Origin of the sequence: Gramella sp. Hel_I_59 (genome assembly GCF_006714895.1) — a bacterium.
GTDB lineage: Bacteria > Bacteroidota > Bacteroidia > Flavobacteriales > Flavobacteriaceae > Christiangramia.
Window position 1 is genome coordinate 1,969,974 of sequence record NZ_VFME01000001.1, and the last position, 26,217, is coordinate 1,996,190.

The window sequence follows — 26,217 nt, forward strand, 5'->3', positions numbered from 1 at the left end:
AACAATGGTATGCTTCATTCTTAGTAACTTGAAGAAAACCAAATAATTAAGTCATGAAAAAATTAAGTGATACTGAGATAGATGATCAATTGAAAAACCTTGATGGATGGACATATGCTAAAGGTGCCATTCATACTTCTTTTGAATTTGAGAATTTTAAAGAGGCCTTTACCGTAATGACAAGAATAGCATTTGAGGCCGAAGCACAAGAACATCATCCAAATTGGGGAAATGTATATAATCAATTAGAAATTTCTCTTTCTACTCATGATGCAAATGGTGTTACTGAAAAAGATTTCAAGCTTGCCAGAACAATTGAAGAGATCATAGAGTCAACGAATTGAATATCTCGTGAATACTAGAAAACCAGCTCCTTATACATACCGTATTTAGGAGCTTTTTTATATTTTTGCGCGAACCTAATTATAATTTGAAATGGGAAGAGCTTTTGAATTTCGCAAAGCACGGAAAATGAAACGTTGGTCTGCAATGGCTAAAGCATTTACCAGGATTGGTAAAGATATTGTCATGGCGGTGAAAGAAGGTGGTCCAGATCCTGACACGAATGCCAAACTTCGTGCAGTGATCCAGAATGCGAAAAGTGTCAATATGCCTAAGGATAATATCGAGCGCGCGATCAAACGTGCATCAGATAAAAACCAGGGTGATTACAAAGTAGTTCTTTTTGAAGGCTATGCTCCTCATGGTATTGCTGTTCTGGTAGAAACTGCAACCGATAATAACAATAGAACAGTTGCAAACATTCGCTCTCATTTCAACAAATCTGATGGAAATCTTGGAACTTCAGGTTCTGTAGAATTTATGTTTGACCATACCTGTAACTTCAGAATCAATGCTGAAAATCTGGATCCGGAAGAACTTGAATTAGAATTGATAGATTTTGGAGCTGAAGAAGTTTTTGAAGATGAAGACGGAATTCATATATATGCGCCTTTTGAATTCTTTGGTGCAATTCAAAAGGAATTAGAGAACAGGGAAATGGAAATTCTTTCTTCAGGATTTGAAAGAATTCCTCAGGTTACAAAATCTTTAGAAGGTGAACAGGCAGCAGATGTAGAGAAATTACTTGAAAAACTGGAAGAAGATGATGATGTTCAAAACGTCTATCACACAATGGAAACAAGAGATGAGGATTAATTAGAAATTTTCTTTGATCCTTCCCTCTACACCCTCATAGAACTGGGTGATAACTTTAAAATCTAACTCAAAATCTCCGGTTGGCTGGAAAGCCTCGGAGATTTTTACTTTTTTAGGCTTATAGTCGAAGGAAACCATTACGATAGGAACTTCTGCTTTTAAAGCTATATAGTAAAAACCTGTTCTCCATTTCTCGGTTTTCTCTCTGGTACCTTCTGGAGATAAGGCTAATCGAAAAATAGTCTTGTCTTCAAAGACCTTCGCGATCGCATCCACTTTATTCTTTTGTCCTGATCTATCAAGAGGTGCTCCGCCTACCCACTTGAAATACCAGCCAAATGGAGGTTTGAATAGTTCCTGCTTCCCTACAAAGTTAAATTCCACATTCATAATTTTACGAACCAGAATTCCTAAGAGAAAATCAAAAGAACTTGTATGTGGAGCAACAATAACTACACACTTCTCAGTTCTGGAAGTAAAATTATCCTCCAGACGCCAGCCTAAAATTTTGTAAAAAATAAATTTTGCCAGCCAGCGCATATGTTATTCCCGGTGATGTTTCGTGGACTCATCTCCACGACGACGTTTCTTTTCTTCGCTAAGTAAAGCTAATTCTCTACCCGTCTGTCCTTTAACTGAAGTGTTTTCCTGAGCACGTCTCAATAAATAAGGGACAACGTCTCTAACCGGTCCAAATGGAACCAATTTTACAGCATTATATCCCTTCTTCGCCATATTAAAACTAATATGATCACTCATTCCATAAAGCTGACTGAACCATATTCTTTTATCGTCGATAGAAATACCCTTGTCCTCCATTATCTGCAGAGCCAGGTAACTACTTACCTCGTTATGAGTACCTATAAATACTGAAATATCTTCCAGATGATTTAGACAGTAAGACATTACAGAGTTAAAGTTAACATCTGTTGCCTCCTTGCTTTCGCATATAGGCGATGCATAACCTAATTTCTTAGCTCTGGAATTTTCTTTTTCCATATAAGCACCCCTCACGATCTTTGCCCCTATTTTAAAACCTTCCTTCTGGCCTTGCTCGTGTAGATCCTTCAGGTAGTCTAACCTGTCCCATCGGTAACATTGTAGAGTGTTGAAAATAAGCACTTCATCCTGGTTATACTTTTTCATCATTTCAACCATGAGATCATCGGCAGCAGTTTGCATCCAAGTTTCTTCACCATCAGCATACAAACGAACCTTCAATTCAAATGCGCGCTTGCATAAAGTTTCAACTCTGTTTTTTACACGATCCCACTCTTCCTTTTCATCATCTGTAAGACTAAGCTTTTCACTTACCTTTTCCCAAATCGCAAATCTTCCAATACCAGTAGGTTTAAACATTGCAAAAGTGACTTCATCACTTTTATCAGCATACTCAATAAGACTTAACTTCTTGCGCATTGCAGAATCAAATTCCTCTTCGCTTTCCTTTCCTTCAACCGAGTAATCAAGAATACTATGTAAGTTCTCTCCATACATCTCCTTGGTCACCGGTTTACAATCCTCTTCAGTAACACCTCCACAAAATTGCTCGAAAATTGTTTTCTTTATCAGGGTTTCTACGGGCAAGTGTAACTTTAACGCCATTTTAGTCAATGCGCTACCTGCTTTTACCAAAGCAGAATAATTCATCATGCTAAACAAAAAAATCGCCCTGTCAAGGTCTGAATTTGATTTGAGTTTGAATGCAGATTTAGTATTGTTGAATATCTTCTTTCTAATCATTTCGTGCTGTTAATCGGGCAAATATAATTATTGAAGATGACTATTTTCATAAATTCTCTTTAATTTCGGAAGTCCAAATGCCAATACCATGAATGAAGTTAAACACCTGGTCAATCCTGTATTTTACGGTAGCGAATCTTACTCGAAAATCAACCAGTATATAGAAGATAAAAAGCCATCTTCAGTATTTATTCTCGTTGATACAAACACTCAGAAGAACTGCTTAGGCTTATTCCTGAAGGATATAACTACGGAGCTTCATATTGAAGTTATTGAAATTGAACCGGGAGAAGAAAATAAGCATATTGAAACCTGTACGGGTGTTTGGAGTGCACTTTCAGAGCTTGGTGCAGATCGAAAGAGTTTAATGATTAATCTTGGTGGTGGTGTTGTCACTGATCTTGGTGGTTTTGTAGCTTCAACGTTTAAGCGTGGTATCCCCTTCATTAATGTTCCAACCAGCTTACTTGCTATGGTAGATGCATCGGTTGGAGGTAAAACTGGCGTTGATCTTGGAAATCTAAAAAACCAGGTGGGAGTCATAGTGCAGGCAGAGATGGTTGTGGTAGATAGCAATTACCTGCAAACATTATCCTCTCGTGAAATGCGCAGTGGTCTCGCTGAAATCCTGAAACATGGACTTATAGCGGACGAATCTTACTGGAATCGTATGAGCAACTTGAGCTCTCTTGATCTCTCAGAGCTTGATGCCATCATAGAACATTCAATAAATATAAAATCAGAGATTGTTTCGCAGGATCCATATGAACGGTCCATCCGGAAAAATCTAAATTTCGGGCATACGCTCGGCCATGCTATTGAATCCTTCTATTTAACTAACCCTGAAAAAGATAAATTACTTCACGGAGAAGCAATTGCGATCGGGATGATCTTAGAGTCTTATTTATCTTCTGAAATTCTAAATTTTCCGCAGAAAAAATTACAGGATATTGCAAATATTATAATTGATCTATTCGGTTTCGTAAACATCCCTACGGAAGATATTAATCAGATTATTTCGTTACTCAAACATGATAAAAAGAACTCGAACGGACAGGTAAATTTTGTTTTACTGAAAGATATTGCTGTTCCGAAATTGGATGTTGTAGTTTCTGAAGAGCTGATTATCAAATCTTTCGAATTTTATAGCTCTCTGAATTTAACTAATCATTAATTTAATCGAATATCTGGCAACTCCCTTGTGTGGCGTTTGATATTTTATTTATACTTGCATAAACCAATCACACTATGAAAAGGATAATTGTAGACTATAAAAAGCTTACTCCTGAAATTCTTGGACTTCTTGTAGAGAAATATCCTGATGGATATGATGATGACCAGGTTATCGCCTTTAAGAATGCTAAAAATGAGACTGTTGAAGCTGTGGAAGTAAAGACTGAAGATACCATTTACCTGGTTAAGGTAAGTACCAGGCTTGAAAGTACTATGGCGAATTTTGACGAAGATGATTATGAAGATTCAGAATATACAGATCCTATTGTAGATATTCCTGAAAAGGATGATACTGAAGAAGACGAGGACAAATAAAAAAAGGGACGCGATTGCGTCCCTTTTCATTTTATAATTATTGGTAATTATGCATGTTGTAAATCATGCTTACCTTCTTTAATTTCTTCAATCACCTTTGCATTAAAAGCTGGAAGGTCATCAGGATTTCTACTTGTAACTAAAGCTTCATCAACTACAACTTCCTGGTCTACCCATAGAGCACCTGCATTTTCAAGGTCTTTACGAATACTACTAAAAGATGTCATCGTTCTACCTTCCACAACATCTGCACTAATTAAAGTCCATGGTGCATGGCAAATAGCACATACTGGTTTACTTTGTTTGAAAAAGTCTCGAACAAAGATTAATGCACTCTCTTCTATTCTTAAGTTATCTGGATTGATCACTCCTCCCGGAAGCACCAATGCGTGGTAATCCTTTGCTGAAACCTCGTCAAGAGTTTTATCTACTTTAAAGTCTTTTCCCCAATTATCGCCGTCCCATGATTTAATATTACCTGACTTAAGGCTAACGATCTCTACTTTAAAACCTTCTTTCTCCATTGCCTCTTTTGGGGAGGTTAGTTCTACTTCTTCAAATCCATCTGTTGCTAAAATTGCAATTCTCTTATTCATAATTCTTCTTTTTTTAGTTACTCAAAGATAAGATTAGGAAGAGCGAATCTGTATTAAGAGCCTATTAAAACTGGACGTTTAAGAGTTAAAGGTTTTTTAAAACTATTTTTACTTCGAAGTTTCATCTTCATCCAGGTAAGACTTCAAGCGGTCTACGATATACTTTTCTTCTTCAAGCTGAACTTTCCTTTGCTCGAGTTTCTTCATCTCCTGGTAGATTGCTGGTTCACCAAAACGATTAGGCTCCACTTTCTCTTTCTTCAGAAGAGCATATTGAACTGTGAACTCTGCTCCAAAGAATAAAATTAAGCAGGTATAGTAAACCCAAAGGAGAATTAATACTACTGAAGAAGCACCACCATAAACTGAAGCAGGGTCGCTTTGTCCAAAATATATACTGATAAGCGTCTCGCCTATTATGAAAAGTGCTGTTGTTAATGCTGCACCTGTATAGGTGGTCTTCAATCTTATCTTAATATCTGGTAGAAGCTTAAAGATCATCGCAAATAAGGTCGTTATAAAGAAAAACGTAAGTGCGTAATTCAGAATATACATTGCAACCTGTGTGATATCAGGAATAAGCTGCTGCATTGTTTCTGTAATTAACTTTAGAATAGTAGAAACAACCAAAGCTATTAATAACAGTAAACCAATGACAACCACCATTCCCAGGGAAATCACACGATCAAGAACCATACGAAGAAAATTAGTTTTTCTGGCCGCAACGTTCCATATGTTATTCATGGCAATTTTTAGCTGAAAAAAGACTCCGGTTGCACCAAAGATTAGCATTGCTAAACCAAAGATAATTGCTAGTGTAGAATCTTGCGACAATGCAGCATTTTCGATCATACCTTCAATTGCCTTGGAAGCTTCAGTTCCAATAAACTCTCCTATTTCACCTGTAAGCCTGCCTTGTACGGCCTCCCTTCCGAAGAAATAACCAGCAATACTTACCACAATGATCAATAATGATGGTAGGGAAAATAATGCATAATAAGCGATGGTAGCACTTCTGGCATAGGGTTCATTCTTGTCCCAGCTCACGTAAGTCTTTTTAAGAAGCTTACCGAAAACCTTGATCTTGCTAAACATTAATGATATTTCTCTTTGATCACCTCAATATGATGCATAGCGTGACCAACCATCATAAAGCCAAGCGCTCTGGGTGAAGCATTAATATCATTCATAACACCACCTAGTTTTAGCATATCTACAGTCATACTTTCGAAAAGAATGATTCCCGCTTCTCGCACAATTTTATATTCTTTAATAAGATCAGGTATCGCTCTGTGTTCTGACCGACTATTCAAAACATATATATCATGATCGAAACCGGGCAATGGCTGTGGTTCATTTCTGGCAATTGCCAATGCTCTGAATTGAAATATCCTTTCAGTATCAATTATATGCTGAATCATCTCTTTCAGAGTCCATTTACCTTCTTCGTAACGGTAATCCCATTTTTCTTCCGGGATATTCTCCAAAAACTGAATGAAATCAGTTGTATTTGATTTAAGACTGGGAACTAATTCAGCTTCGGGTTCTAATCTATCGATATAACCTCTGTAAAATTCGCCTATTTCTCCTTTAGTAAGTTCAGATTTCCTCATTAAGCAGAATTTCTACTGGCATTAATATTACCATACAATGACCTTGTAACCATTTTTTCATATACTTCAAGGGCTTGCTGGTTGGCTTCAGGATTTTTACTCAGCTCCTGCACCATTCTAAGCGCATGTTGCTGAATGGTCAATAATGGTAGCACAATTCTTTCACGCGCCTGTATTGAGGCCTTTCCTGCCGGCTGGTTCTGCATCAGACTATTATAGCCGGTAACTTTCAATAGCATTTTTTTAGAACGTTCGAACTCATCATGAATCACCGTCCAGAATTCTCCAAACTCCTCATCATTTTTCATATATGCCGTCAACGGGAAAAATGATTTAGTCAAACTCATCATACTGTTTTCGAGCAAGGTTTTAAAGAATTCAGAATTGTTGTAAAGATCCTGTACTTCATCAAACCTACCTTGTTTATCCATTTCTTCCATAGCAGTTCCCACGCCAAAAAATCCAGGAACATTTTGTTTAAGCTGACTCCAGCTTCCAACAAATGGTATTGCTCTTAGATCTGATAAATTGAGTTCTGCAGATTTATTTCGTTTACTTGGTCTACTTCCAATATTAGTTTTAGCGTAGTATTTCAGAGTACTCATTTTTTCCAGGTAAGGAATAAAACGAGGATGTTTTTTAAAGTCTGTGTATGTCTTGTAACTAATTTCAGCAAGCTCGCTCATGGTATTACGATCCTGATCGTTCAGTTCATTTTTACCTTCGCTGAAGATTTCATTAGAAACACCCGAACTTAATAATTGCTCCAAATTGTATGTACAACTGTCCTTCGTGCCAAAATTAGAGCTGATCGTTTGTCCCTGGACTGTTAATTGAATTTCCTCATTCTCGATAGTTGGCCCTAGTGATGCATAGAATTGGTGCGTTTTTCCACCACCTCTAGCCGGCGGTCCACCACGACCATCAAAAAAGACAACCTTAATTCCATACTCACGGGAAATTCGAGTAAGTTCTTCCTTCGCCTTGTAAATACTCCAGTTTGCCATTAAGTAACCACCATCTTTAGTTCCATCACTAAAACCAAGCATGATCGTTTGCTTATTACCGCGTTTTTCGAGGTGTTCTTTATATACAGGATTTTTGTACAACTTCTCCATCACATGATGTGCCTCTCTTAGATCCGGCACTGTTTCAAACAATGGAATAACATCTACAGTTGGATTTTTCCAACCACATAATTTCATGTATAAATAAGGCTGTAAAATACCTTCCACACTTCCGCAGTTACTAATAATATAGCGGTTAGCTCCCTGCTCCCCATTCTTTTCCTGAATTTCTTTCATCGCGTAAATTGATGAAAGCGTAGATCGGGTCATACCCTCTTCAAATTCTTCAGGATCCAACTGTGCATCTGTAGTTGTCATTACGGCAATTTTCTCCTCTTCTGAAAGAGTTTCGAAATTTTCCGGAATCAACTTTGATTTGTATTTTTTGAGATCTGCAAATACTTCTTCGTGTTTCGAGCTATCCTGCCTGATATCTAATGTTGCAAAATGGAAACCGAAGAGTTTGATCTTATTTATCATGTCATCAAGTTCCTCAAGGAATAATGACTGATGTTTATCTACAAGAATCTCTCGCGCTGTTTGCAATTTTGAAACCAACTTCTCTAAGGATATTTTTGGAGTGTCTGAATTTGTAACGGCTGAATCATACAAAGCTTTCTCTATCTCTGCCATGATTTCATTGATCTCTCTAAATGTCAGTCTTCTCTTTAGTTTACGAATGTCCCGGTAATAATTAAGGAGAATTGTACGGCGAAGTCGGCGTGCAACTCTCAAAGTAATTTCTGTCGTTACAAATGGGTTTCCATCTCTATCACCTCCTGGCCAGAATCCGAGGTTGATCACCTGGTTACCCACATTCTCTCCATCAAATATATTTTGCTGAATATAGTTGTGGATCTTACTTGCGCTCTGATAGAAAACATTTTCAAAATACCATATGAGACTAACAGCCTCGTCATATGGAGTTGGTTTCTCTTTGTTAAAAAATGGAGTTTTACCAAGCTGTGCTAATAACTGCTTTATACGAACAAGATCATTTTTCTGAATAGCTTTATCCAGATCTGTTATAATTCCCAACACGGCTCCAGGATAAAATTGGGTGGGATGAGCTGTCAAAGTGGGTCTTACGTTGAATCGCTTCAAGTACTCCTTTAACTGCTCTGTTTTTTGTTTTGCTTCCGCTTCTTCCTTCACACTTCGCAGTGTACCACGACCATCCATATTATTAACGATAGGGAATGAGGCATCTTCAATGGCATCAAACAACACTACCTGGCGTTCTATATATTGTATGAAACGAAAAAGCAAAGCGTTGCGCTCATCCTCTGTAGGGGTTTCTCCATAACGTTCAAAAAAATGTTCAACGATCTCCGACGGATTCTTATTATCAGAAAAACCACGTTCGCAAAGTTCCTGAAAAAGTGGTAACAGCGCTCCGGTTTTTTGTATCTCATCATAGGGTAAGGTTAAGAAGATACTATTATAAACCTGGTATTTTGCCAGCACATTATCATTAAATCTATCTAAACGAGGTTCTCTATTCATAATTTCCATATTTTCAACTGACTTAAAAGTATAAAAAAACCCTCTAAACAGCTAGGTTTAGAGGGTCTTTATTAAAAGTTTAGTATAAATTACATCTCTTTAAATATGGAATGCATCAAACGTTTTTTATCATTAATACTTTCCTCAAGAGAAATCATAGTTTCTGTTCTATAAACACCCTCAATATCATCAAGTTGGAAAATAATTTCCTTAGCATGTTGAGTGTTTTTAGCTCGTATTTTACAGAACACGTTAAACTTGCCTGTAGTTACATGAGCAACCGTAACGAATGGAATTTCGTTAATTCTTTCAAGTACAAATTTGGTTTGTGAAGTATTCTTCAGAAAAACCCCTACATAAGCGATAAACGCATATCCAAGCTTCTTGTAATCCAGAGTCAACGATGATCCTATAATAATTCCAGCTTCTTCCATTTTCTTTACACGAACGTGGACAGTTCCAGCTGATATTAGTAGTTTCTTCGCTATATCGGTGAATGGAGTTCTTGTATTCTCGATAAGCATGTCAAGAATCTGGTGGTCGGTGTCGTCTAATTTAAACTTAGCCATCTTGAAGTTCTATTTTTAATGAAATTCAAAATTAATACAAAATCATTGAATTATTGCTAAATAAAAACACCTTTATTGGGGATTTAGCTCGAAAATCTCATCATTTAAGAATATTTTATTAACTACAACGTTTTCGGAAATTGACCCCTCCTCCATCAATCTTATCTTTTTGCCAGCTGCATCAATTTCGCGATGGCCAAATAAAATTGTTTCATTATGAATATCTTCGATAACCGGGACGAATCGTATTCGATCGTGATCTAATGTTTCTTTGAACTGTATCAAAACATCCTTTTTTCCTCCTTCGATGTTTACATTTCTTAATATCACGTCCCGAAAATATTTAGCATTCTCAGGAATTTTAAAATATTGATTGTAATCGACACTTTGATCATTCATTATTCGATCAAGGCAACTTCTCAAAGCTTTAAAAACATATTTTCTTGATACTTCCCTGTGATAGTCTCCAGGATAATGACCAGCCTCAAATAGAATAGTTGGAGTACCATGATGCTGAAAGGTATCCCCAGCACAATTAAGATTGAAACCATCATCATACCTTCCTATGCGCTCCCCTATTTCATTTTGCAAATCTTTTACCATTCCAGCGATTAAAGACATGCTTTCCATACGTTCCTCGGTGATACTGCGATTTATATCGCTCGAAGGCGTAAGAAAAGAAAGAATTGCCGGTAGTTTTGTTTCTCCTGCACTAAAAATGCTGCGTTGATCATGTAGGTTTAAGCAAAAATCAGGTTGGAATTCCCGGTAAACCTTCATGAGCAACCTGCTTTCTGGCTGACTAAGATCCTGCATGTCCCGATTAAGGTCTATAGCATTGGCATTGACTCGCGTATAATACGCTGCGCCATCTGGATTAAGGACTGGAATAATGTATAAGGTAGTACGTTCAAGCAAAGACTTATTATAAGGGTTATCTGCATCTACCACTATAGAATTTAAAAAATCCAGTACAGCTTTTGTTGTTGTAGATTCATTCCCATGCATTTGCGACCACATCAAAACCTTCTTTGAACCAGATCCAATTTGCAGCCCGTAGATATTTTTATTCTCTACGGAAGTTCCTATTGTTTCAAATTCCAGTTTATCTGAATGGGTAGATATGAAATCTTCCAGATGATTATTATGAAGATAGCGGCCGGCCACTTTCTTGAATTTGGCTTTATCATAATCGCGATTACTAAGCTGTAATTTTGCTTCTTCTTTCATGTTTACAAAACTAAACAATCAAATATTTACAATTGTATACAAGTAAAAATCACTCCATAGTTTACAGTTGTAAATAAGTTGATTTTTGCAATAGTAGTATGGTTAGGAATTTATCCAAACCGTAGATAAACTAGGTTTATATTATTATTAGTCAATATAATAGGTTGTTTCTTATAAAGTATTTATTTAATATAAATCTTGTCGTTTACAGATGTGTATTTACACTGAAATATGCTATATTTACATTTGTAATCAAAGGGAGAATCAGAAGTAATTTACAATGGTAAACACAGAGCAATTTGGAACCAGGCTGCAACGCATCCTTGAATATTACGATCTATCGGCTGCTTCTTTTGCAGATAAAATAGAGGTTGGTAGGTCTTCCATTTCACATATTCTATCAGGTAGAAACAAACCAAGTCTGGATTTTGTAATGAAAGTCGTGAAGAATTTTCCTGAGGTAGAACTATATTGGTTGTTAAATGGAAAAGGTTCCTTCCCTCCCAGAACCGATTCAGGTAATGAAAAAAGTGTACAGCAAGCAAAAGTTGATCAATCAGCGCAAGAACCGCTAAAAAGAAATTCTGAAGAAAATACTACGAAGGATGTTCAGATCAACCAGGAATCGTCGATTAACAAGAAAGTGAAACGAATAGTATTTTTCTATGAGGACGGAACTTTTGAAGCCTTTGAAAATTGACTCTCATTTGATTAAAACTTACCTTGCAGTATGAACAAAATGATATTACTCTGTTTGATCCTGTTACTCACGTTGAGCTCTTGTTTTGAAGCAAACAGGAACTGTGCTGATTTTAGGACTGGTACTTTCGAGTTCGAAACATATATCAATGGAGAATTACAAAAATCTACATTCGTTAGAAATGATTCGATAGAAATTGAATTTTTTCAGGGAAATACAGATACGAGTTCAGTACGATGGATCAATCCCTGTGAATACATTATCAAGAATACCAATCCTAAGAATATGGTTGAACAGAAACCAATCCACATGAAGATCCTAACTACTTCTAAGAATAGCTATACTTTTGAATACGGTCAGGTTGGCGAAACCCAAAAGGCCCGCGGGGAAGTAAAAAAAGTTTCAGAATAGAATTAAGCCCGCTTTTCTCGCAATAATTTATTCTGCTCTTCCATTAGATCATTTAAACTGGAGAGTAATTCGATATCCTTAGGAGTAACAACCTCTGGATTTTTTGGGTCCTGAGCTTTGTTCCTGAAGCGATTCATGAATTTCACAACTATAAATACAACGAAACCAATCACGATAAAATCTACCATGGTTTCAATAAGCAGTCCGTAACCAATTGAAACTTCATTTACGTAATCTGCTGCACCTTCAGTTCCAACACCATCTCGTAAAACGATCTTCCTGTCAGCATAATTTACGCCATCGGTAATCATGCTTAATGGTGGCATTATAATCTGCTTTACCAGAACATCTACCACTTTATTAAAAGCCGTACCTATAATGATACCTACGGCCATATCGATCATATTGCCTTTTACGGCAAATTCTTTGAATTCTTTAAATAATCCCATTATTCGTCAAATAGTGAAGGTTGACCATCGCCGCCAGATTTTTTATCTGGTGCCTTGATCTTCCCATTTTTAATATCCTCTGCTGTTATATTTTCTTCGGAATCTCTCGAACTTTTATCCTCGTCAGTTTCATTCTCATTTTGTCCTTCATAAGGTATTGGATCCAAAAGGTTGATCTGATTTACTTTTTCAGAAGTGAGTTGATTCCCTAAAGCCTTTATTCCTTTTACCGAAATGAATTCCTCGATATTGATCTCTTCATTTTCGCGACGCTCCTTTCCTTTAGGTTTGGTATAAACAATCTCTGCCATTGGGAAATAATCTGTTGAAACCATTTCCAGGAAGGATTCTTCGTGTTCACTGATAAATTTCTCTTCTTTATCAGGATGTTCGATTATAAATCGCTTGACATAGAAACGTTCCTTTTCAGGTTCCCAGTAAATTGCAGAAACTGGCTTGTCCTTCACCCATTTCTCCAGAATGACCATTTCTTCATCAAATCTGGTTGTTAACTCCGGTCTTATTGTTTTTACAACACCATCTTGTGTGATGATCAGCAATCTATCTTCTCCTCTAAATTCTCCTAACAATTCTCCTCTTTCGTCAACGTTTAGGCGTTTAACGGTTTCGTCGAACCAGATTCTTCTAGGTTTTAAAGTGGAAACCCCTTCTTCTTTAAGTTCAATACGCTTTACAGAGTATTTAGTAACGATATTACCTTTGACATTTCGGCCTTTGATAGAAATATCTGCAAAATCCACATCGAATTTCACTTTCCTGATGCTTCCCACCTGTCTAAGTAAAACTGTAATTACTTCAGCTTCTCCATTTGGGTTTGGTGTGAAATACAGGACTTTACTATCTTTTTTACCCTGAGTAAGATCATATTCCCGATCCCTGGTAACTGAAGTAACGGCAAATCTTTTTACATGAGTATTGCCGGCCTTCCCGTCCCGGTAAATCATATTATAGATCGTTCGCTTGTCTTTTTTCTTAAAGATCGCCACGTGTATAATATCCTTACCAATAAAGGTTTTAGTATCAACCTTGGTGACCATCATTTTACCATCGGCAGTAAAACAAATGACATCATCAATATCTGAACATTCGGTTACATACTCATCTTTTTTGAGACTCGTTCCCACAAAACCTTCTGCTCTATTCACATATAGCTTGGTATTACGAATAACAACTTTTGTTGCTTCAATATCTTCAAATAGCCTGAGTTCAGTTTTTCGTTCTTTGCCGGTTCCGTAATCCTTCTTTAATTTCTGGAAATAATCTACCGCAAAGTCTATAAGGTTATCAAGATGATGTTTTATCTGGGCGATCTCATCTTCAAGCGCATCTATTTTTTGCTGAGCCTTATCAATGTCGAATTTTGAGATTCTTTTAATTCTAATCTCCGTAAGCCTTATAATATCTTCTTCAGTAACCTCACGTTTTAAATGCGTGGTAAAAGGTTTTAATCCTCGATCTATAGCCTGAATAACCCCGTCCCAGGTTTCTTCTTCTTCAATATCCCGATATACCCTGTTTTCAATGAATATTCGTTCCAGTGAAGCAAAATGCCATTGCTCTTGAAGCTCATTCAGTTTTATCTCCAATTCTCGTTTAAGAAGATGGAGCGTATGATCTGTTGATCTTCTTAATACTTCTGAAACTCCCAGGAATATTGGTTTGTGATCAATAATTACACAACCTAATGGCGATAATGAGTTTTCACACTGAGTAAATGCATATAATGCATCTATAGTTCTGTCCGGTGATATGTTATTAGGTAAATGTATGAGGATCTCTACCTGAGCGGCAGTATTATCTTCGATCTTTTTGATCTTGATCTTACCTTTGTCATTTGCCTTCAGAATAGAATCGATCAAACTTCCGGTATTGGTTCCGTAGGGAACCTCATTAATCACCAGTGTATTTTTATCTAACTGATTGATACGTGCACGAATTCTTACGCGTCCACCACGTTTTCCATCATTGTAATTTGAAATATCTGCGATACCTCCGGTTGGGAAATCAGGAAATATTTTAAAGGTTTTACCACGAAGATGTTTGATCGAGGCATCAATAAGTTCATTAAAATTATGTGGTAGAAATCTTGTACTTAAACCAACGGCAATACCTTCAGCACCCTGTGCAAGCAACATGGGGAATTTAACTGGAAGATTTACCGGCTCCTGCTTTCTACCATCGTAAGACAATTGCCATTCAGTTAATTTCGGACTGAAAAGTACTTCCAGAGCGAATTTTGAAAGTCGCGCCTCAATATATCTTGGGGCGGCAGCTCGGTCTCCAGTTAATATGTTACCCCAGTTTCCCTGAGTGTCAATTAGAATATCCTTTTGCCCAATTTGTACCATGGCATCTCCAATACTGGCATCACCGTGGGGATGATATTGCATGGTGTGACCAACAATGTTCGCCACTTTATTGTAACGGCCATCGTCCAGGTCTTTCATAGAATGCATAATACGACGTTGAACTGGCTTAAAGCCATCTTCAATTGCTGGTACAGCTCGTTCCAGGATTACATATGATGCATAATCCAGAAACCAGTCTTTGTACATTCCGGTAACCTTTATTAATTCTTCCTTATTTTCAAATTGCTCTTCCTGAGCTCCATCAAGGTTTTCTTCCATTAGGCAGTCACTTTGGGGGTGTTTTCAAGAACTTTATTCAGTGAATCCACTAAACCCCTTTTCTTTTTTCGGTTTAAAAATGTGGTATTGAAAGTATATTTCCGGTATCCTTTTTTTCTTCTTGAGTTAATATAGATTGTAAGGGCAGAATAAATTCCGACGTCGTAAAACTTGAACTTCCCTAATTTTCTCTTCGGAAATTCAGCCTTCTTCACACGATATTCCATGAATTTTGAAAGAAAGACTCCGTTGTTTTTAAAGTTCAAAGTTTCTCCGTCGCTGTCGAAATCGAACGCCTGTCCAATCCGGTGAATGTATAGACCTAAAAGCAAGGTGACGATATTGGGCAGAAAATGACTGAAGGTTATTTCCTGTTCAGAATCTGAAGCCATGATCTCTATATTTACGAATAGATTCGTAACGAATACCGCAACAAGCACGATATAGATCGATGGGATTATCTTAACCTCACTTTTATTGGTAAATCTCATACGCCAAGTTCATTGACCAGGTCAAGTTCAAATTTGAGATTATCAATAATAAATTCCTGTCTGTCTGGTGTGTTCTTGCCCATATAGAAACTAAGCATTTCCTCTATAGATTTGTCTTTATCCAGCATTACCGGGTCTAAACGAATATCTTCTCCTATAAAATGCACAAATTCATCTGGCGAGATCTCCCCCAACCCTTTAAATCGCGTAATTTCAGGCTTACCTTTCAATTTCTCCATTGCCTGCTTTCGCTCCATCTCACTATAACAATAAATAGTCTCCTTTTTATTTCTTACTCGAAATAACGGAGTCTGTAAAATATATAGATGATTTTCCTTAATTAGTTCCGGGAAAAACTGAAGGAAAAATGTGATAAGTAATAATCTGATGTGCATTCCATCAACATCGGCATCTGTTGCAATTACAATATTATTATAACGCAGGTCTTCCAGAGAATCTTCGATATTCAGTGCTGCCTGTAGCAGATTGAATTCTTCATTTTCGTAGACGATCTTTTTTGTAAGTCCGTAGCTATTCAGAGGTTTACCCTTCAAACTAAATACTGCCTGGGTTACCACGTCCCTGCTCTTAGTGATTGAACCGGATGCCGAATCTCCCTCTGTGATAAACAAGGTTGTTTCGAGACATCTTTGATGTTTACTATCTCCAAGATGTACGCGGCAATCCCTTAATTTCTTATTATGCAGACTGGCTTTTTTAGCTCTGTCTTTTGCTAGCTTCCTAATTCCGGAAAGATCCTTACGCTCACGTTCAGCCTGAAGAATTTTTCGTTGAAGATTCTCTGCAGTTTCCGGGTTTTTATGAAGATAATTATCAAGATTTCTTTTGATAAAATCGTTGATATAAGTTCTTACCGTGGGAAGTTCTCCTCCCATATCTGTAGAACCTAACTTTGTTTTCGTCTGACTCTCGAAAACCGGTTCCATCACTTTTATGCTGATAGCCGTTACGATAGATTTACGAATATCGCTGGCTTCATAATTCTTGCCGTAAAATTCACGAACAGTTTTAACGATCGCTTCCCTATATGCGGCAAGATGCGTTCCTCCCTGTGAAGTATTCTGTCCGTTAACAAAACTGTGGTATTCCTCGCTATATTGCGTTCTACTGTGTGTGATCGCTGCTTCAATATCATTCCCCCGCAAGTGAATAATAGGATACAACATGTCTTCTTCGCTAATGCTGTCTCCTAAGAGATCTTTTAAACCATTTTCAGAATAAAATTTCTCTCCATTAAAAACTATGGTTAAACCTGGATTCAGGTACACGTAGTTCTTAAGCATTTTCTCTATATACTCATTTCTGAATTTATAGTTTTTAAATATTAGCTCGTCTGGAATGAAGGTGATCTTTGTACCTCGCCTTCTTGAAGTTTCGTCAAGATGCTCTTCATCCTGAAGTTCTCCCTTTGCAAACTCAGCAGCATGGCTTTTGCCATCACGAGAAGATTCAACTCTAAAATAAGAAGATAAAGCATTTACAGCTTTCGTTCCTACACCATTTAGTCCTACAGACTTTTTGAAAGCTCTGCTATCATATTTACCACCGGTATTCATTTTGGACACTACATCCACAACTTTCCCCAAAGGAATCCCTCTACCAAAATCACGAACGATCACCCGCTGATTTTGCACAGAGATTTCGATGGTCTTTCCAGCACCCATCACGAATTCATCGATACTGTTATCGATAACCTCTTTCAATAAAATATAAATACCGTCGTCCTGACTGGATCCATCTCCAAGTTTCCCGATGTACATACCAGGTCGCATACGGATATGCTCCTTCCAGTCTAAAGACCGAATATTATCTTCGGTATATTTAGTATTGTCGCTCATATAGATTCATGGAGTTTCGGTCTAAATATAAGGTAATAGCCGAAAAACTGAAACAGTTCCAAAGGAAAGTAATTAACAAAGATTTTAGATACGCTGTTAATTAAATAAATGAACTCAAATTGAAGTGTTGTTCGTTATTTATTCAAAACTGGCAACTAGACGTTGAATCTAAAATGCATTACATCGCCATCCTTAACGATATAATCTTTTCCTTCTACACGCATTTTACCAGCTTCCTTCACTTTTGCTTCACTTCCAAAACTCACATATTCGTCGTAAGCTATAACCTCAGCACGAATAAATCCTTTTTCGAAGTCGGTATGAATTACACCTGCAGCCTGTGGGGCTGAAGATCCAACTGGAATGGTCCATGCCCTAACTTCTTTGACTCCGGCTGTAAAGTAAGTTTGAAGATCAAGCAATTTATAAGCTCCTCTAATTAGTTTTGCTGAACCAGGCTCTTCAAGCCCAATATCCTGAAGAAACATCTGTCTCTCCTCAAAATCATCAAGTTCAGTGATATCAGCTTCGGTTCCAACAGCAAGAACAAGAACTTCTGCATTTTCTTCTGCTACGGCCTTTTTAACTCTCTCGACATGTTCGTTACCATCAACAGCAGCACCTTCATCTACATTACAAACATACATTACCGGCTTATCTGTGATAAATTGTAGAGGCGCGATAAATTCCTTACGTTCGTCTTCAGTAAGATCAATTGCTCGAACAGATTTTCCAGCTTCAAGGCCAGACTTCACTTTAAGCAAAGCAGCTTCCTCTTTCTGAGCTTCTTTATTACCTGTTCTGGCTGCCCGTTTAACTTTCTCAAGTTTCTTATCTGCAGTTTCAAGATCTTTCAACTGCAGCTCCATGTCTATAGTTTCCTTATCTCTAATAGGATCTATGGAACCATCTACATGTACGATATTATCGTCCTCAAAACATCTAAGCACGTGAAGAATAGCATCGGTTTCGCGAATATTCCCAAGAAACTGGTTTCCAAGACCTTCTCCTTTACTAGCTCCTTTTACTAATCCTGCAATATCAACGATCTCAACCGTTGCAGGAATCACTTTTTCAGGATCTACAAGTTCTTCAAGCTTCAGCAGTCTCTGGTCTGGAACGTTTACAACTCCCACGTTAGGTTCTATCGTACAAAACGGAAAGTTTGCACTTTGTGCTTTAGCATTACTAAGGCAATTAAAAAGTGTCGATTTTCCTACGTTTGGCAGTCCTACAATTCCGGCTTTCATATACTATAATTTAGATGCTTTGTTTTTGCGGCTGCAAAGATAGGTATTAGATTCGAGAATAACATACATCCTCTTAGCAGCTTGACCGAATAAAAAAAGCCCTGCGATTATATCTTACAGGGCTTTAATAAACATTGAAACAATTTAATTACTCCACAATATACATTTCGTTGGAAGCTCTTATATATTCCTGCGGATTAAATGTGCTCTCGAAACTGTTTCTAACCAGGTCTAGTTTCAATCTCAAATTCTTCATTTCATCCTTCAGGAATGGGTCATTTTCATATTTTGCGATCAATTTTTCATATTTTTCCAGATTCTCTAGAATTCTAAAGGTCAGCATCCCGAAACGAATCTTCAGATTCTGTACCGTTAACATCTGGTCATGGTATTCCTGCTTCCAGTTTTCCGGATTAGACTTTCGCTCTTCTACGATCTTATTTTCAGCAATTTTGGAAATATCCAGAATATACTGAGTTCGCTTTTTAGCATCAGTTTCGTTGGTGAATTTTTCAGTAAAACCATTACGGGAGATTCCGAGGATCTCTACCAGGTTATCTTCAATAGCTTCCTGTTGCAATTCTTTAAGCTCATTCAGGTTCTTATTAATTCCCTCCCATTCAGTTTCGATCAGGTCCTTATCATGAGTAAATTGGGAAATACTAGTGGTAAGCTTGAGCATTTTAATACTTTTTTCTCTTAACTCTTTATCCCTCCTATTTAGTGAACCAACAAACTGACTGATCCCATCGATCAGACTACCCGCAAACATTCCCGTAAAGGGCGTTCCTTTTGCCAGATCGCCTGTCACCTGCAACATATGATTAAGCGCTTCCAGTTTTGCATCGTCCTCTTTCTCTTCTTCAATGTATCCTTTGAATTTACCAAACCATTGCTGGTATCCTTCATAGTTCATAGGATTACTTACTTTATCGAGTGTAGAGTAGAATTCACGTGAACTATTAAAAAGACTTAGAGGTTTTATTTCGCGCTCCATAGAAGCAAGGTTAAGGACAGCTGAGCTATAATTGTATTTATAAACACTTACCGTATTCTTATCAATCTCTTCCTGCCGCTGCTCTAAAAACTTAACTCGCTCCAGTAGTTTCTCAACTTTTTCTGAAGCCGAATTAGAAGTGCGAATGCTTTCATCCAGATTAGTGATCTTGGAATCGATCTCTTTAATTCTGAATTCCAGATTCTGACTTAGTAACGAACGTTCCCGATTAAGTTCTTTTAATACCTGCTCAGTAACAGATGCACTCTGATCTTCACTATATAGTTGTGCTGAAGCTGAAATACTTCCGAAGATAATAAAGAGAGCAGCAAAATATATTTTATGCATAGTTGTTTAGTTTTGAAATCCTTTGATAACGAAGAATTGATGGTCATATTTCATGCCATACGAAAAAATGGTTGTTTGCAGACCTAATTAAAATATAATGTGTGGATAACTGAAACAATGTACATGTGTGGTTTGGCATTTTTCAGGACTACAACTATTATTTGATATTCGTCTCATTGAAAGATTAACAATCGTTCAGTTCAATAATTAGCTGATTCACATCTTTATAAGCTTTTAAATGGTTATATTGTATAAGTTTAAGTAAACTTTAATAATATGACTATGAATGCAAAACTTTTAAACCCTATTTCAGGAAAAAGTAGCCTGCTATTTTTTCTAAGTTTTATTCTAGGTTCATTACAGATATATGCTTTTCAGCCTTCGGCTAAAGCGTTTAATGAATATAAAGGTGAAGTGGTGAATGAGAGGACCGGAAGGCCTATTTCTTCAGCATACCTTTCCCTGAATAATAGTAACATTTCAACCATCACGAATGCAGATGGTGTATTTTCCCTCAAAGTTCCAGAGGATATGACTGAAGCTACCGTGACCATATCTGTTCTTGGATTTCAAAGTAAAACCCTTCCCCTGGATTATTTCAAACCGGAAGATACCCGTATAGAACTTTCAGAAACTATGGAAGAACTTACGGAAGTTAGCTTATATAAGGCAACGAATCCACGTTTACTGGTTCAGGATATGCTGGACAAAAAGGATGAAAATTATCTTTCAGATCAAAGTATCATGACTTCCTTTTACCGGGAGACGATCAAGAAAGGTTGGAATAATGTCAGCTTATCTGAAGCAGTTGTAAAGATCCACAAAACATCTTATAAGGATAGCAAAAAAGATCTTGTATCTCTGTATAAAGCCAGAAAGAGCACAGATTACGATAAACTGGACACCCTGGCGTTAAAGCTACGCGGTGGCCCCTTTAATACATTATACCTGGATATGATGAAATACACAGAGTATGTACTTAGACAAGGTATGATGGATAGCTATGATTTTAGTTTTGATGAGCCTGCCAAGATTAATGATCGTTATACCTATGTTGTAAATTTCAGAGAACGTGATGAGTCAGATCCATGGTATTACGGGAAACTTTTTATCGATGCTGAAACTTCAACTCTGGTTAAAGCCGATTATAACCTGAACGTAGATAATAGAAATGCAGCTCAGGAAATGTTCGTAAAGAAAAAACCAAATGGAGCGAAAGTTTATCCTACTGAATTAAACTATCAGGTTGATTACGCTCAGAATAATGGGAAATGGCATTTTGCCTATGGAAAAGCGCAGATGGATTATGTAGTTAACTGGAAACGAAAGATATTCAATTCTAAATACAAGATCAATAGCGAAATGGTTGTGACCGACTGGCAGCCATATTCTGAAGAAGAATTTAAAATGAACCAGGAGTTAATAAGACCTAATATCGTGATGGTAGATGATGTTTCTGGATTCTATGACTCACAATTCTGGGGTAATAACAATATTATCGAACCTGAAAAATCTATTCAGAATGCAATTGATAAGATCAAACGTAAAATGGATTAAACTTAAAATCTAAAAATCAGAAACCCGCCAGTCGGCGGGTTTTTTTATACTTGAAATCGAAATGGCTATCCTATTTCAATAATTTGCTCAAAACTATCTTCAGAAGTCTCAATTATAAAGGTGTATTTGCCAGAATCCACTTCAGAGAAATCAAACGCTTTTCTAAGTTCTGGTTCTCTGGTTTCAAAATTCCCAACCTTGATTCCTTTATTATCGAAGACTTCAATACTAAGTTTTGATTCGTTTAAATTAGGCATATATACTACTACCTGATCTTCTTCAATTTTGAAACAAGGTTTGAAAGCGAATTTGTAATCATCCTTGTCAATTACAATTTGATCATTTAATTTGGTAATCACCGTGGTAGACTTACAGTACTTTTTATTCAGAACCAGTAAATATTCCCCATCTTCAAGCGAATCGAAATTAAACTTCTTCGAAAACCTGGCGTTCTCATCCAGCTGATCTCTAAAAATAACCTCAGCATTTTGGCTTAAAAGACTAAGTTCAGACCCATATTCAGTTTTCTGTATATCTACGATGAGATCACATTGATTCTCTACTTTTAGATTCACACCATCTGTGGCAGAACTACTGAATGATACCAGTAACATGAATGCTACTACGAACTTGTTGATTGTGTTTTTCATAATCTAAGGTTTTAAGTTATACTTGGATTAACTGATGTAAACTTACCCTAGATCTACCTCGTAAAGTAGCGTTAGATGATCCAGTTTCTGTACTCAATTACCTTGACAAAATCCATTTCAAACGTTATCGCTTAATCCAGCACATATAATTGCTAATTTTGTAATACAAGCAATTACTATTCAGGTGTAATTTTAGATGAAATCTCGATATTATGAATACAACATCGAAACCAAGGCTGGAAAGAATAGAACCTGGATTTGGGAGTTCATTTTCATATAGAACACATAATAAATTCCAGGTTGGTTCGAAAAATACCTTTTGGCACTATCATCCGGAGGTCGAACTGGTTTACGTGAATGGCGGCTGCGGAAAGCGGCAGATAGGAAGTCATATATCTTATTACAGGAATGGAGATCTTATATTAATTGGATCGCTTCTCCCCCATTGTGCGTTTACCGATGGACTCACCAATCATCATTGTGAAACAGTGATACAGTTTAGAAATGATTTTCTTGGCAATGAATTTTTGGAAGCGCCTGAAATGTCACGAATCCAGAACCTGCTCGAGAGAGCAAAAAAAGGAATTGTTTTTCATGGTGACACTAAGCGTCATATAGGAGCTACTATTGAATCCTTACGAGAGCTCAATCCTTTCCAGAAATTACTCGGACTACTGGAAGTTTTAAATTCTCTTGAAAAAACTGATGATTATACGATTTTAAATGCTGAAGGTTTTTTGCTGGAAACTAACTTACAGGATAATGACAGGATCAATATCATTTTTAATTTTGTAAAAGAGCACTTCCAGAGACCAATTAGCTTAAAGGAGATCAGCGATAAGGTTAGTATGACCAACCCGGCATTCTGCAGATATTTTAAAAGAATTACCGGAAAAACTTTTACTCAGTTTGTGAACGAGTACAGACTTGCACATTCAGCTAAACTATTACACGAAAGACAGATTAGCATAACCGATGTTTGCTTTGAAAGTGGTTTTAATAATTTTAGTCATTTCAACAAACAATTCAAGGCATTTACAGGGAGGTCACCTTCAGTCTATAGAAGTGAATTAAAATTTAGCGTAACATAAAAAAACCCGCCATTCGGCGGGTTTGTATTTTATAAATTGATCTTTAATCGTGATGCATAAAACTTTGTTTCTGAAGTAATATTTCTTCAGATTCAACATGCTCATCATCTGGAACACAACAATCTACTGGACAAACTGCCGCACATTGTGGTTCTTCGTGAAAACCTTTACATTCGGTACATTTATCTGGTACTATATAGTAAATCTCGTCGCTTATTGGTTCCTGAGCTTCATTAGCGTTGGCCTCTTTCCCTCCGGGAAGTACCACATCACCTTCTAGATCGGTTCCATCTGCATATCTCCAGTCATCTGCACCTTCGTAAATTGCCGTGTTAGGACACTCTGGTTCACATGCACCGCAGTTTATACATTCATCGGTTATTACAATTGCCATAGCTCTGTTTTTATTGGTAAATTTAAGTACTGAGCGAAAAAAGACCTGAGCTTTTAGAGAAAATTATGGTTAATAGCTTCGGAAACTTTAATTTCGCTTCACAAATTTAAGATAGGCCACCCTCATAACCAAATATGAACATGACAATCGAAGAGCATACTTCAAACCTTGTTGCATTAGGAAAATTTTTAGGTCAGTTTCAGATCGATGGAATTCGAAAACATCCGGATTTTCCAGAATTAGATGAGCTTACTAACGAAATGCATGAGAAGATCGATGCTTCCATTCATCGTAACGGATGGTTTACCCGGGAAAATATTGTATTCTCACTTCAGCAGTGGAGTGAAGCCTTAAAATTCGATAATATTAAAAAATGGATAGGTCGCTATGATCTTTCCAATTCTGGTGGAAAAAAAATTGGGATTGTCATGGCTGGAAATATTCCTCTGGTTGGTTTCCATGATTTTATTTCCACGATCATCTGTGATCATAATATTCAAATAAAGCAATCCTCCAGTGATGAGCTGTTACTACCTCTTATCGCTCGATTCCTTATCGAGCAGAATTCAGAATATAAGAACCGTATAGAATTCACCAAAGGGAAACTAGAGAACTTTGATGCAGTGATCGCCACCGGGAGCGATAATACTGCAAGATATTTTGAATATTATTTCAAAGGAAAACCAAGCATTGTTCGCAAAAACAGAAATTCTATAGCTATCCTTACTGGTAATGAGTCTAAAGAGGAACTCGAGGCTTTAAGTAAAGACATCTTTCTTTATTATGGTTTGGGATGTCGTAACGTATCTAAATTATATGTTCCTGAAGGATATGATTTTGACCAGTTCTTCAAGGCAATGTATTCCTGGAATCCTATTATCAACGAAAATAAATATGCCAATAACTATGATTACAACAAGGCAGTATATTTAATGAGTGAATATAAGATCCTTGATAATGGTTTTCTAATGCTGAAAGAGGATGAAAGTTTTGGTTCTCCTATTGCAACAGTCTTTTACCAAACCTACAAGGATGAGGATAACCTGAAAGAAGTTCTAGAATCCAATTCCGAAAAATTGCAGTGTGTAGTCAGGAAAGATCCTAAGTCTAATGAAGTTCCATTTGGTAAAACACAACAACCAGAACTTTGGGATTATGCAGATAATATTGATACTATAGAATTCCTAAGTAAACTTTAATCTTATCATTTCGATAACAGCAAAGACCTTCGAAATTTGGCATCTTTGTGAATACACACTAATAATACACATCCATGAAAAAGCATAATTTCAGCGCAGGTCCATGCATATTACCACAGGAAGTATTCCAGGAAGCTTCTCAGGCGATTCTGGATTTTAATAACTCAGGTCTTTCGATATTAGAAATTTCTCATCGTAGTGCAGATTTTGTATCGGTAATGGAAGAAGCCCAGAATCTGGCTCTTGAACTTCTGGGTTTACAGGATAAAGGTTATAAAGCACTATTTCTCCAGGGAGGCGCGAGTATGCAATTTTTAATGACCGCTTATAATTTACTGAATAACAAGGCGGCCTATCTAAACACAGGTACATGGTCATCTAAAGCGATCAAGGAAGCTAAATTATTTGGTGAGGTGATCGAAGTAGCATCCTCAAAGGACAAGAACTTTAATTATATTCCGAAGAATTATTCAATTCCAGAAGATGCAAATTATTTTCACTGCACCAGTAACAATACGATTTTTGGAACACAGATGAAGGAATTTCCAAAAACTGATGTTCCCAGCGTCTGTGATATGAGTAGTGATATATTTTCAAGACAACTTAATTTTGAAGATTTTGACCTTATTTATGCCGGAGCCCAGAAAAATATGGGACCAGCCGGAACTGTTCTTGTCGTTGTAAAAGAAAGCATTTTAGGCAAAGTTGACCGTAAGATCCCAAGCATGTTGGATTATCAGGTACATATCTCCAAGGATAGTATGTTCAATACACCTCCTGTTTATGCAGTATATGTTTCTATGCTTACCATGCGATGGATCAAAAAGAACGGTGGTATCGCTGCTATGGAGAAAAGAAATGCAGAGAAAGCAGCTCTTTTATATAACGAAATTGATCGTAATTCTTTATTCGAAGGTTTCGCCGCTAAAGAAGACAGGTCACCTATGAACCCTACCTTTAACCTTAAAGATGAGGCTCATAAAGATCAATTCGATAAAATGTGGAAAGATGCTGGTGTGAATGGTCTTAGCGGACATAGAAGTGTTGGCGGATACAGAGCATCCATGTACAATGCATTATCAATAGAAAGTGTGCAGGTAGTAGTAGATCTCATGCAGAAATTAGTGAAAGAAATAAACTAAT

26 protein-coding genes are annotated in these 26,217 nt (G+C 37.0%); 10 read left to right on the forward strand and 16 right to left on the reverse strand.

All coding sequences use genetic code 11. The annotated features are described in order from the left end of the window. Window positions 1-53 precede the first annotated feature (53 nt). Both JM79_RS08930 and JM79_RS08935 read left to right on the forward strand, forming a co-directional pair. Complete coding sequence (locus tag JM79_RS08930; protein ID WP_141877817.1) at window positions 54-344, forward strand: 4a-hydroxytetrahydrobiopterin dehydratase; 291 nt, start codon at window positions 54-56, stop codon at window positions 342-344. A 91-nt stretch (window positions 345-435) separates the two neighbouring features. Next, window positions 436-1,158, forward strand: a complete 723-nt coding sequence (locus JM79_RS08935) for a YebC/PmpR family DNA-binding transcriptional regulator (protein WP_141877818.1) — start codon at window positions 436-438, stop codon at window positions 1,156-1,158. On the opposite strand, the gene JM79_RS08940 is transcribed toward JM79_RS08935, so the two are convergent. Further along, window positions 1,159-1,698 carry a 1-acyl-sn-glycerol-3-phosphate acyltransferase gene (locus tag JM79_RS08940; protein ID WP_141877819.1) on the reverse strand — a complete coding sequence of 180 codons (540 nt, stop codon included), beginning with the start codon at window positions 1,696-1,698 and terminating at the stop codon, window positions 1,159-1,161. It lies immediately after the preceding gene. Window positions 1,699-1,701: 3 nt separating this feature from the next. Continuing rightward, window positions 1,702-2,901 (reverse strand): proline dehydrogenase family protein, encoded by a 1,200-nt coding sequence (locus JM79_RS08945; protein ID WP_141877820.1) that lies wholly within the window; start codon window positions 2,899-2,901, stop codon window positions 1,702-1,704. Window positions 2,902-2,989: 88 nt separating this feature from the next. Between JM79_RS08945 and aroB the strand changes: the two genes are divergently transcribed. Together aroB and JM79_RS08955 are read left to right on the forward strand one after the other, a co-directional pair. Further along, window positions 2,990-4,075, forward strand: a complete 1,086-nt coding sequence (gene aroB / locus JM79_RS08950; RefSeq protein ID WP_141877821.1) for a 3-dehydroquinate synthase — start codon at window positions 2,990-2,992, stop codon at window positions 4,073-4,075. Between the two features lie 74 nt (window positions 4,076-4,149). Beyond that, window positions 4,150-4,449 carry a hypothetical protein gene (locus JM79_RS08955; protein ID WP_141877822.1) on the forward strand — a complete coding sequence of 100 codons (300 nt, stop codon included), beginning with the start codon at window positions 4,150-4,152 and terminating at the stop codon, window positions 4,447-4,449. A 47-nt stretch (window positions 4,450-4,496) separates the two neighbouring features. Here JM79_RS08955 and JM79_RS08960 read toward each other — a convergent pair whose 3' ends face one another. From JM79_RS08960 to JM79_RS08985, 6 genes are all read right to left on the reverse strand, one after another. Beyond that, window positions 4,497-5,045 carry a type 1 glutamine amidotransferase domain-containing protein gene (locus tag JM79_RS08960; RefSeq protein ID WP_141877823.1) on the reverse strand — a complete coding sequence of 183 codons (549 nt, stop codon included), beginning with the start codon at window positions 5,043-5,045 and terminating at the stop codon, window positions 4,497-4,499. 108 nt (window positions 5,046-5,153) lie between these two features. Next, complete coding sequence (locus JM79_RS08965) at window positions 5,154-6,140, reverse strand: YihY/virulence factor BrkB family protein (RefSeq protein WP_141877824.1); 987 nt, start codon at window positions 6,138-6,140, stop codon at window positions 5,154-5,156. Beyond that, window positions 6,140-6,658 carry a DinB family protein gene (locus JM79_RS08970; protein ID WP_141877825.1) on the reverse strand — a complete coding sequence of 173 codons (519 nt, stop codon included), beginning with the start codon at window positions 6,656-6,658 and terminating at the stop codon, window positions 6,140-6,142. Before JM79_RS08970 ends, JM79_RS08965 begins: the two co-directional genes overlap by 1 nt. Further along, a complete protein-coding gene (locus tag JM79_RS08975; RefSeq protein WP_141877826.1) occupies window positions 6,658-9,231 on the reverse strand; it encodes a phosphoenolpyruvate carboxylase in 2,574 nt (857 codons plus the stop codon). The genes JM79_RS08970 and JM79_RS08975 overlap by 1 nt, the downstream gene beginning before the upstream one ends. Before the next feature lie 89 nt (window positions 9,232-9,320). Continuing rightward, complete coding sequence (locus tag JM79_RS08980; protein ID WP_026916117.1) at window positions 9,321-9,800, reverse strand: winged helix-turn-helix transcriptional regulator; 480 nt, start codon at window positions 9,798-9,800, stop codon at window positions 9,321-9,323. A 72-nt stretch (window positions 9,801-9,872) separates the two neighbouring features. Continuing rightward, window positions 9,873-11,030, reverse strand: coding sequence for a DUF2817 domain-containing protein (locus JM79_RS08985; RefSeq protein ID WP_141877827.1), 1,158 nt, complete (start codon window positions 11,028-11,030; stop codon window positions 9,873-9,875). 280 nt (window positions 11,031-11,310) lie between these two features. Between JM79_RS08985 and JM79_RS08990 the strand changes: the two genes are divergently transcribed. Both JM79_RS08990 and JM79_RS08995 read left to right on the forward strand, forming a co-directional pair. Continuing rightward, the gene (locus tag JM79_RS08990) at window positions 11,311-11,730 is read left to right on the forward strand and encodes a helix-turn-helix transcriptional regulator (protein WP_141877828.1); all 420 of its coding nucleotides are present in this window, start codon (window positions 11,311-11,313) and stop codon (window positions 11,728-11,730) included. Window positions 11,731-11,760: 30 nt separating this feature from the next. After that, window positions 11,761-12,141, forward strand: a complete 381-nt coding sequence (locus JM79_RS08995; RefSeq protein WP_141877829.1) for a DNA topoisomerase IV — start codon at window positions 11,761-11,763, stop codon at window positions 12,139-12,141. A gap of 2 nt (window positions 12,142-12,143) precedes the next feature. Here the strand turns inward: JM79_RS08995 and mscL are convergent, their stop codons facing one another. From mscL to JM79_RS09025, 6 genes are all read right to left on the reverse strand, one after another. Further along, window positions 12,144-12,590: a large conductance mechanosensitive channel protein MscL gene (gene mscL / locus JM79_RS09000; RefSeq protein ID WP_141877830.1), complete on the reverse strand. Its 447-nt coding sequence runs from the start codon at window positions 12,588-12,590 to the stop codon at window positions 12,144-12,146. Then, complete coding sequence (locus JM79_RS09005) at window positions 12,590-15,238, reverse strand: DNA gyrase/topoisomerase IV subunit A (RefSeq protein WP_141877831.1); 2,649 nt, start codon at window positions 15,236-15,238, stop codon at window positions 12,590-12,592. Before JM79_RS09005 ends, mscL begins: the two co-directional genes overlap by 1 nt. Then, on the reverse strand, window positions 15,238-15,729 hold the full coding sequence (locus JM79_RS09010; RefSeq protein WP_141877832.1) for a hypothetical protein: 492 nt from the start codon (window positions 15,727-15,729) through the stop codon (window positions 15,238-15,240). Before JM79_RS09010 ends, JM79_RS09005 begins: the two co-directional genes overlap by 1 nt. Next, window positions 15,726-17,588, reverse strand: coding sequence for a DNA topoisomerase IV subunit B (locus tag JM79_RS09015; protein WP_141877833.1), 1,863 nt, complete (start codon window positions 17,586-17,588; stop codon window positions 15,726-15,728). Before JM79_RS09015 ends, JM79_RS09010 begins: the two co-directional genes overlap by 4 nt. Window positions 17,589-17,743: 155 nt before the next feature. Next, window positions 17,744-18,838, reverse strand: coding sequence for a redox-regulated ATPase YchF (ychF, locus tag JM79_RS09020; protein ID WP_141877834.1), 1,095 nt, complete (start codon window positions 18,836-18,838; stop codon window positions 17,744-17,746). A 148-nt stretch (window positions 18,839-18,986) separates the two neighbouring features. Further along, the gene (locus JM79_RS09025; protein WP_141877835.1) at window positions 18,987-20,183 is read right to left on the reverse strand and encodes a hypothetical protein; all 1,197 of its coding nucleotides are present in this window, start codon (window positions 20,181-20,183) and stop codon (window positions 18,987-18,989) included. Between the two features lie 282 nt (window positions 20,184-20,465). On the opposite strand from JM79_RS09025, the gene JM79_RS09030 reads away from it, so the two are divergent. Beyond that, a complete protein-coding gene (locus JM79_RS09030; protein ID WP_141877836.1) occupies window positions 20,466-21,740 on the forward strand; it encodes a carboxypeptidase-like regulatory domain-containing protein in 1,275 nt (424 codons plus the stop codon). 65 nt (window positions 21,741-21,805) lie between these two features. Here the strand turns inward: JM79_RS09030 and JM79_RS09035 are convergent, their stop codons facing one another. Further along, complete coding sequence (locus tag JM79_RS09035; RefSeq protein WP_141877837.1) at window positions 21,806-22,390, reverse strand: hypothetical protein; 585 nt, start codon at window positions 22,388-22,390, stop codon at window positions 21,806-21,808. Window positions 22,391-22,602: 212 nt separating this feature from the next. On the opposite strand from JM79_RS09035, the gene JM79_RS09040 reads away from it, so the two are divergent. After that, on the forward strand, window positions 22,603-23,481 hold the full coding sequence (locus JM79_RS09040; RefSeq protein ID WP_141877838.1) for an AraC family transcriptional regulator: 879 nt from the start codon (window positions 22,603-22,605) through the stop codon (window positions 23,479-23,481). Between the two features lie 43 nt (window positions 23,482-23,524). On the opposite strand, the gene JM79_RS09045 is transcribed toward JM79_RS09040, so the two are convergent. After that, complete coding sequence (locus tag JM79_RS09045; RefSeq protein ID WP_141877839.1) at window positions 23,525-23,875, reverse strand: 4Fe-4S dicluster domain-containing protein; 351 nt, start codon at window positions 23,873-23,875, stop codon at window positions 23,525-23,527. Between the two features lie 140 nt (window positions 23,876-24,015). Between JM79_RS09045 and JM79_RS09050 the strand changes: the two genes are divergently transcribed. Then, window positions 24,016-25,074, forward strand: a complete 1,059-nt coding sequence (locus JM79_RS09050) for an acyl-CoA reductase (RefSeq protein ID WP_141879214.1) — start codon at window positions 24,016-24,018, stop codon at window positions 25,072-25,074. A 74-nt stretch (window positions 25,075-25,148) separates the two neighbouring features. Then, the gene (gene serC, locus JM79_RS09055; RefSeq protein WP_141877840.1) at window positions 25,149-26,216 is read left to right on the forward strand and encodes a 3-phosphoserine/phosphohydroxythreonine transaminase; all 1,068 of its coding nucleotides are present in this window, start codon (window positions 25,149-25,151) and stop codon (window positions 26,214-26,216) included. Window position 26,217: the final 1 nt, after the last annotated feature.

Coding starts and splice junctions, on each gene's coding strand:
- JM79_RS08930 (WP_141877817.1), top strand. CDS start 54: ATGAAAAAATTAAGTGATACTGAGATAGATGATCAATTGAAAAACCTT.
- JM79_RS08935 (WP_141877818.1), top strand. CDS start 436: ATGGGAAGAGCTTTTGAATTTCGCAAAGCACGGAAAATGAAACGTTGG.
- JM79_RS08940 (WP_141877819.1), bottom strand. CDS start 1,698: ATGCGCTGGCTGGCAAAATTTATTTTTTACAAAATTTTAGGCTGGCGT.
- JM79_RS08945 (WP_141877820.1), bottom strand. CDS start 2,901: ATGATTAGAAAGAAGATATTCAACAATACTAAATCTGCATTCAAACTC.
- aroB (WP_141877821.1), top strand. CDS start 2,990: ATGAATGAAGTTAAACACCTGGTCAATCCTGTATTTTACGGTAGCGAA.
- JM79_RS08955 (WP_141877822.1), top strand. CDS start 4,150: ATGAAAAGGATAATTGTAGACTATAAAAAGCTTACTCCTGAAATTCTT.
- JM79_RS08960 (WP_141877823.1), bottom strand. CDS start 5,045: ATGAATAAGAGAATTGCAATTTTAGCAACAGATGGATTTGAAGAAGTA.
- JM79_RS08965 (WP_141877824.1), bottom strand. CDS start 6,140: ATGTTTAGCAAGATCAAGGTTTTCGGTAAGCTTCTTAAAAAGACTTAC.
- JM79_RS08970 (WP_141877825.1), bottom strand. CDS start 6,658: ATGAGGAAATCTGAACTTACTAAAGGAGAAATAGGCGAATTTTACAGA.
- JM79_RS08975 (WP_141877826.1), bottom strand. CDS start 9,231: ATGAATAGAGAACCTCGTTTAGATAGATTTAATGATAATGTGCTGGCA.
- JM79_RS08980 (WP_026916117.1), bottom strand. CDS start 9,800: ATGGCTAAGTTTAAATTAGACGACACCGACCACCAGATTCTTGACATG.
- JM79_RS08985 (WP_141877827.1), bottom strand. CDS start 11,030: ATGAAAGAAGAAGCAAAATTACAGCTTAGTAATCGCGATTATGATAAA.
- JM79_RS08990 (WP_141877828.1), top strand. CDS start 11,311: ATGGTAAACACAGAGCAATTTGGAACCAGGCTGCAACGCATCCTTGAA.
- JM79_RS08995 (WP_141877829.1), top strand. CDS start 11,761: ATGAACAAAATGATATTACTCTGTTTGATCCTGTTACTCACGTTGAGC.
- mscL (WP_141877830.1), bottom strand. CDS start 12,590: ATGGGATTATTTAAAGAATTCAAAGAATTTGCCGTAAAAGGCAATATG.
- JM79_RS09005 (WP_141877831.1), bottom strand. CDS start 15,238: ATGGAAGAAAACCTTGATGGAGCTCAGGAAGAGCAATTTGAAAATAAG.
- JM79_RS09010 (WP_141877832.1), bottom strand. CDS start 15,729: ATGAGATTTACCAATAAAAGTGAGGTTAAGATAATCCCATCGATCTAT.
- JM79_RS09015 (WP_141877833.1), bottom strand. CDS start 17,588: ATGAGCGACAATACTAAATATACCGAAGATAATATTCGGTCTTTAGAC.
- ychF (WP_141877834.1), bottom strand. CDS start 18,838: ATGAAAGCCGGAATTGTAGGACTGCCAAACGTAGGAAAATCGACACTT.
- JM79_RS09025 (WP_141877835.1), bottom strand. CDS start 20,183: ATGCATAAAATATATTTTGCTGCTCTCTTTATTATCTTCGGAAGTATT.
- JM79_RS09030 (WP_141877836.1), top strand. CDS start 20,466: ATGAATGCAAAACTTTTAAACCCTATTTCAGGAAAAAGTAGCCTGCTA.
- JM79_RS09035 (WP_141877837.1), bottom strand. CDS start 22,390: ATGAAAAACACAATCAACAAGTTCGTAGTAGCATTCATGTTACTGGTA.
- JM79_RS09040 (WP_141877838.1), top strand. CDS start 22,603: ATGAATACAACATCGAAACCAAGGCTGGAAAGAATAGAACCTGGATTT.
- JM79_RS09045 (WP_141877839.1), bottom strand. CDS start 23,875: ATGGCAATTGTAATAACCGATGAATGTATAAACTGCGGTGCATGTGAA.
- JM79_RS09050 (WP_141879214.1), top strand. CDS start 24,016: ATGACAATCGAAGAGCATACTTCAAACCTTGTTGCATTAGGAAAATTT.
- serC (WP_141877840.1), top strand. CDS start 25,149: ATGAAAAAGCATAATTTCAGCGCAGGTCCATGCATATTACCACAGGAA.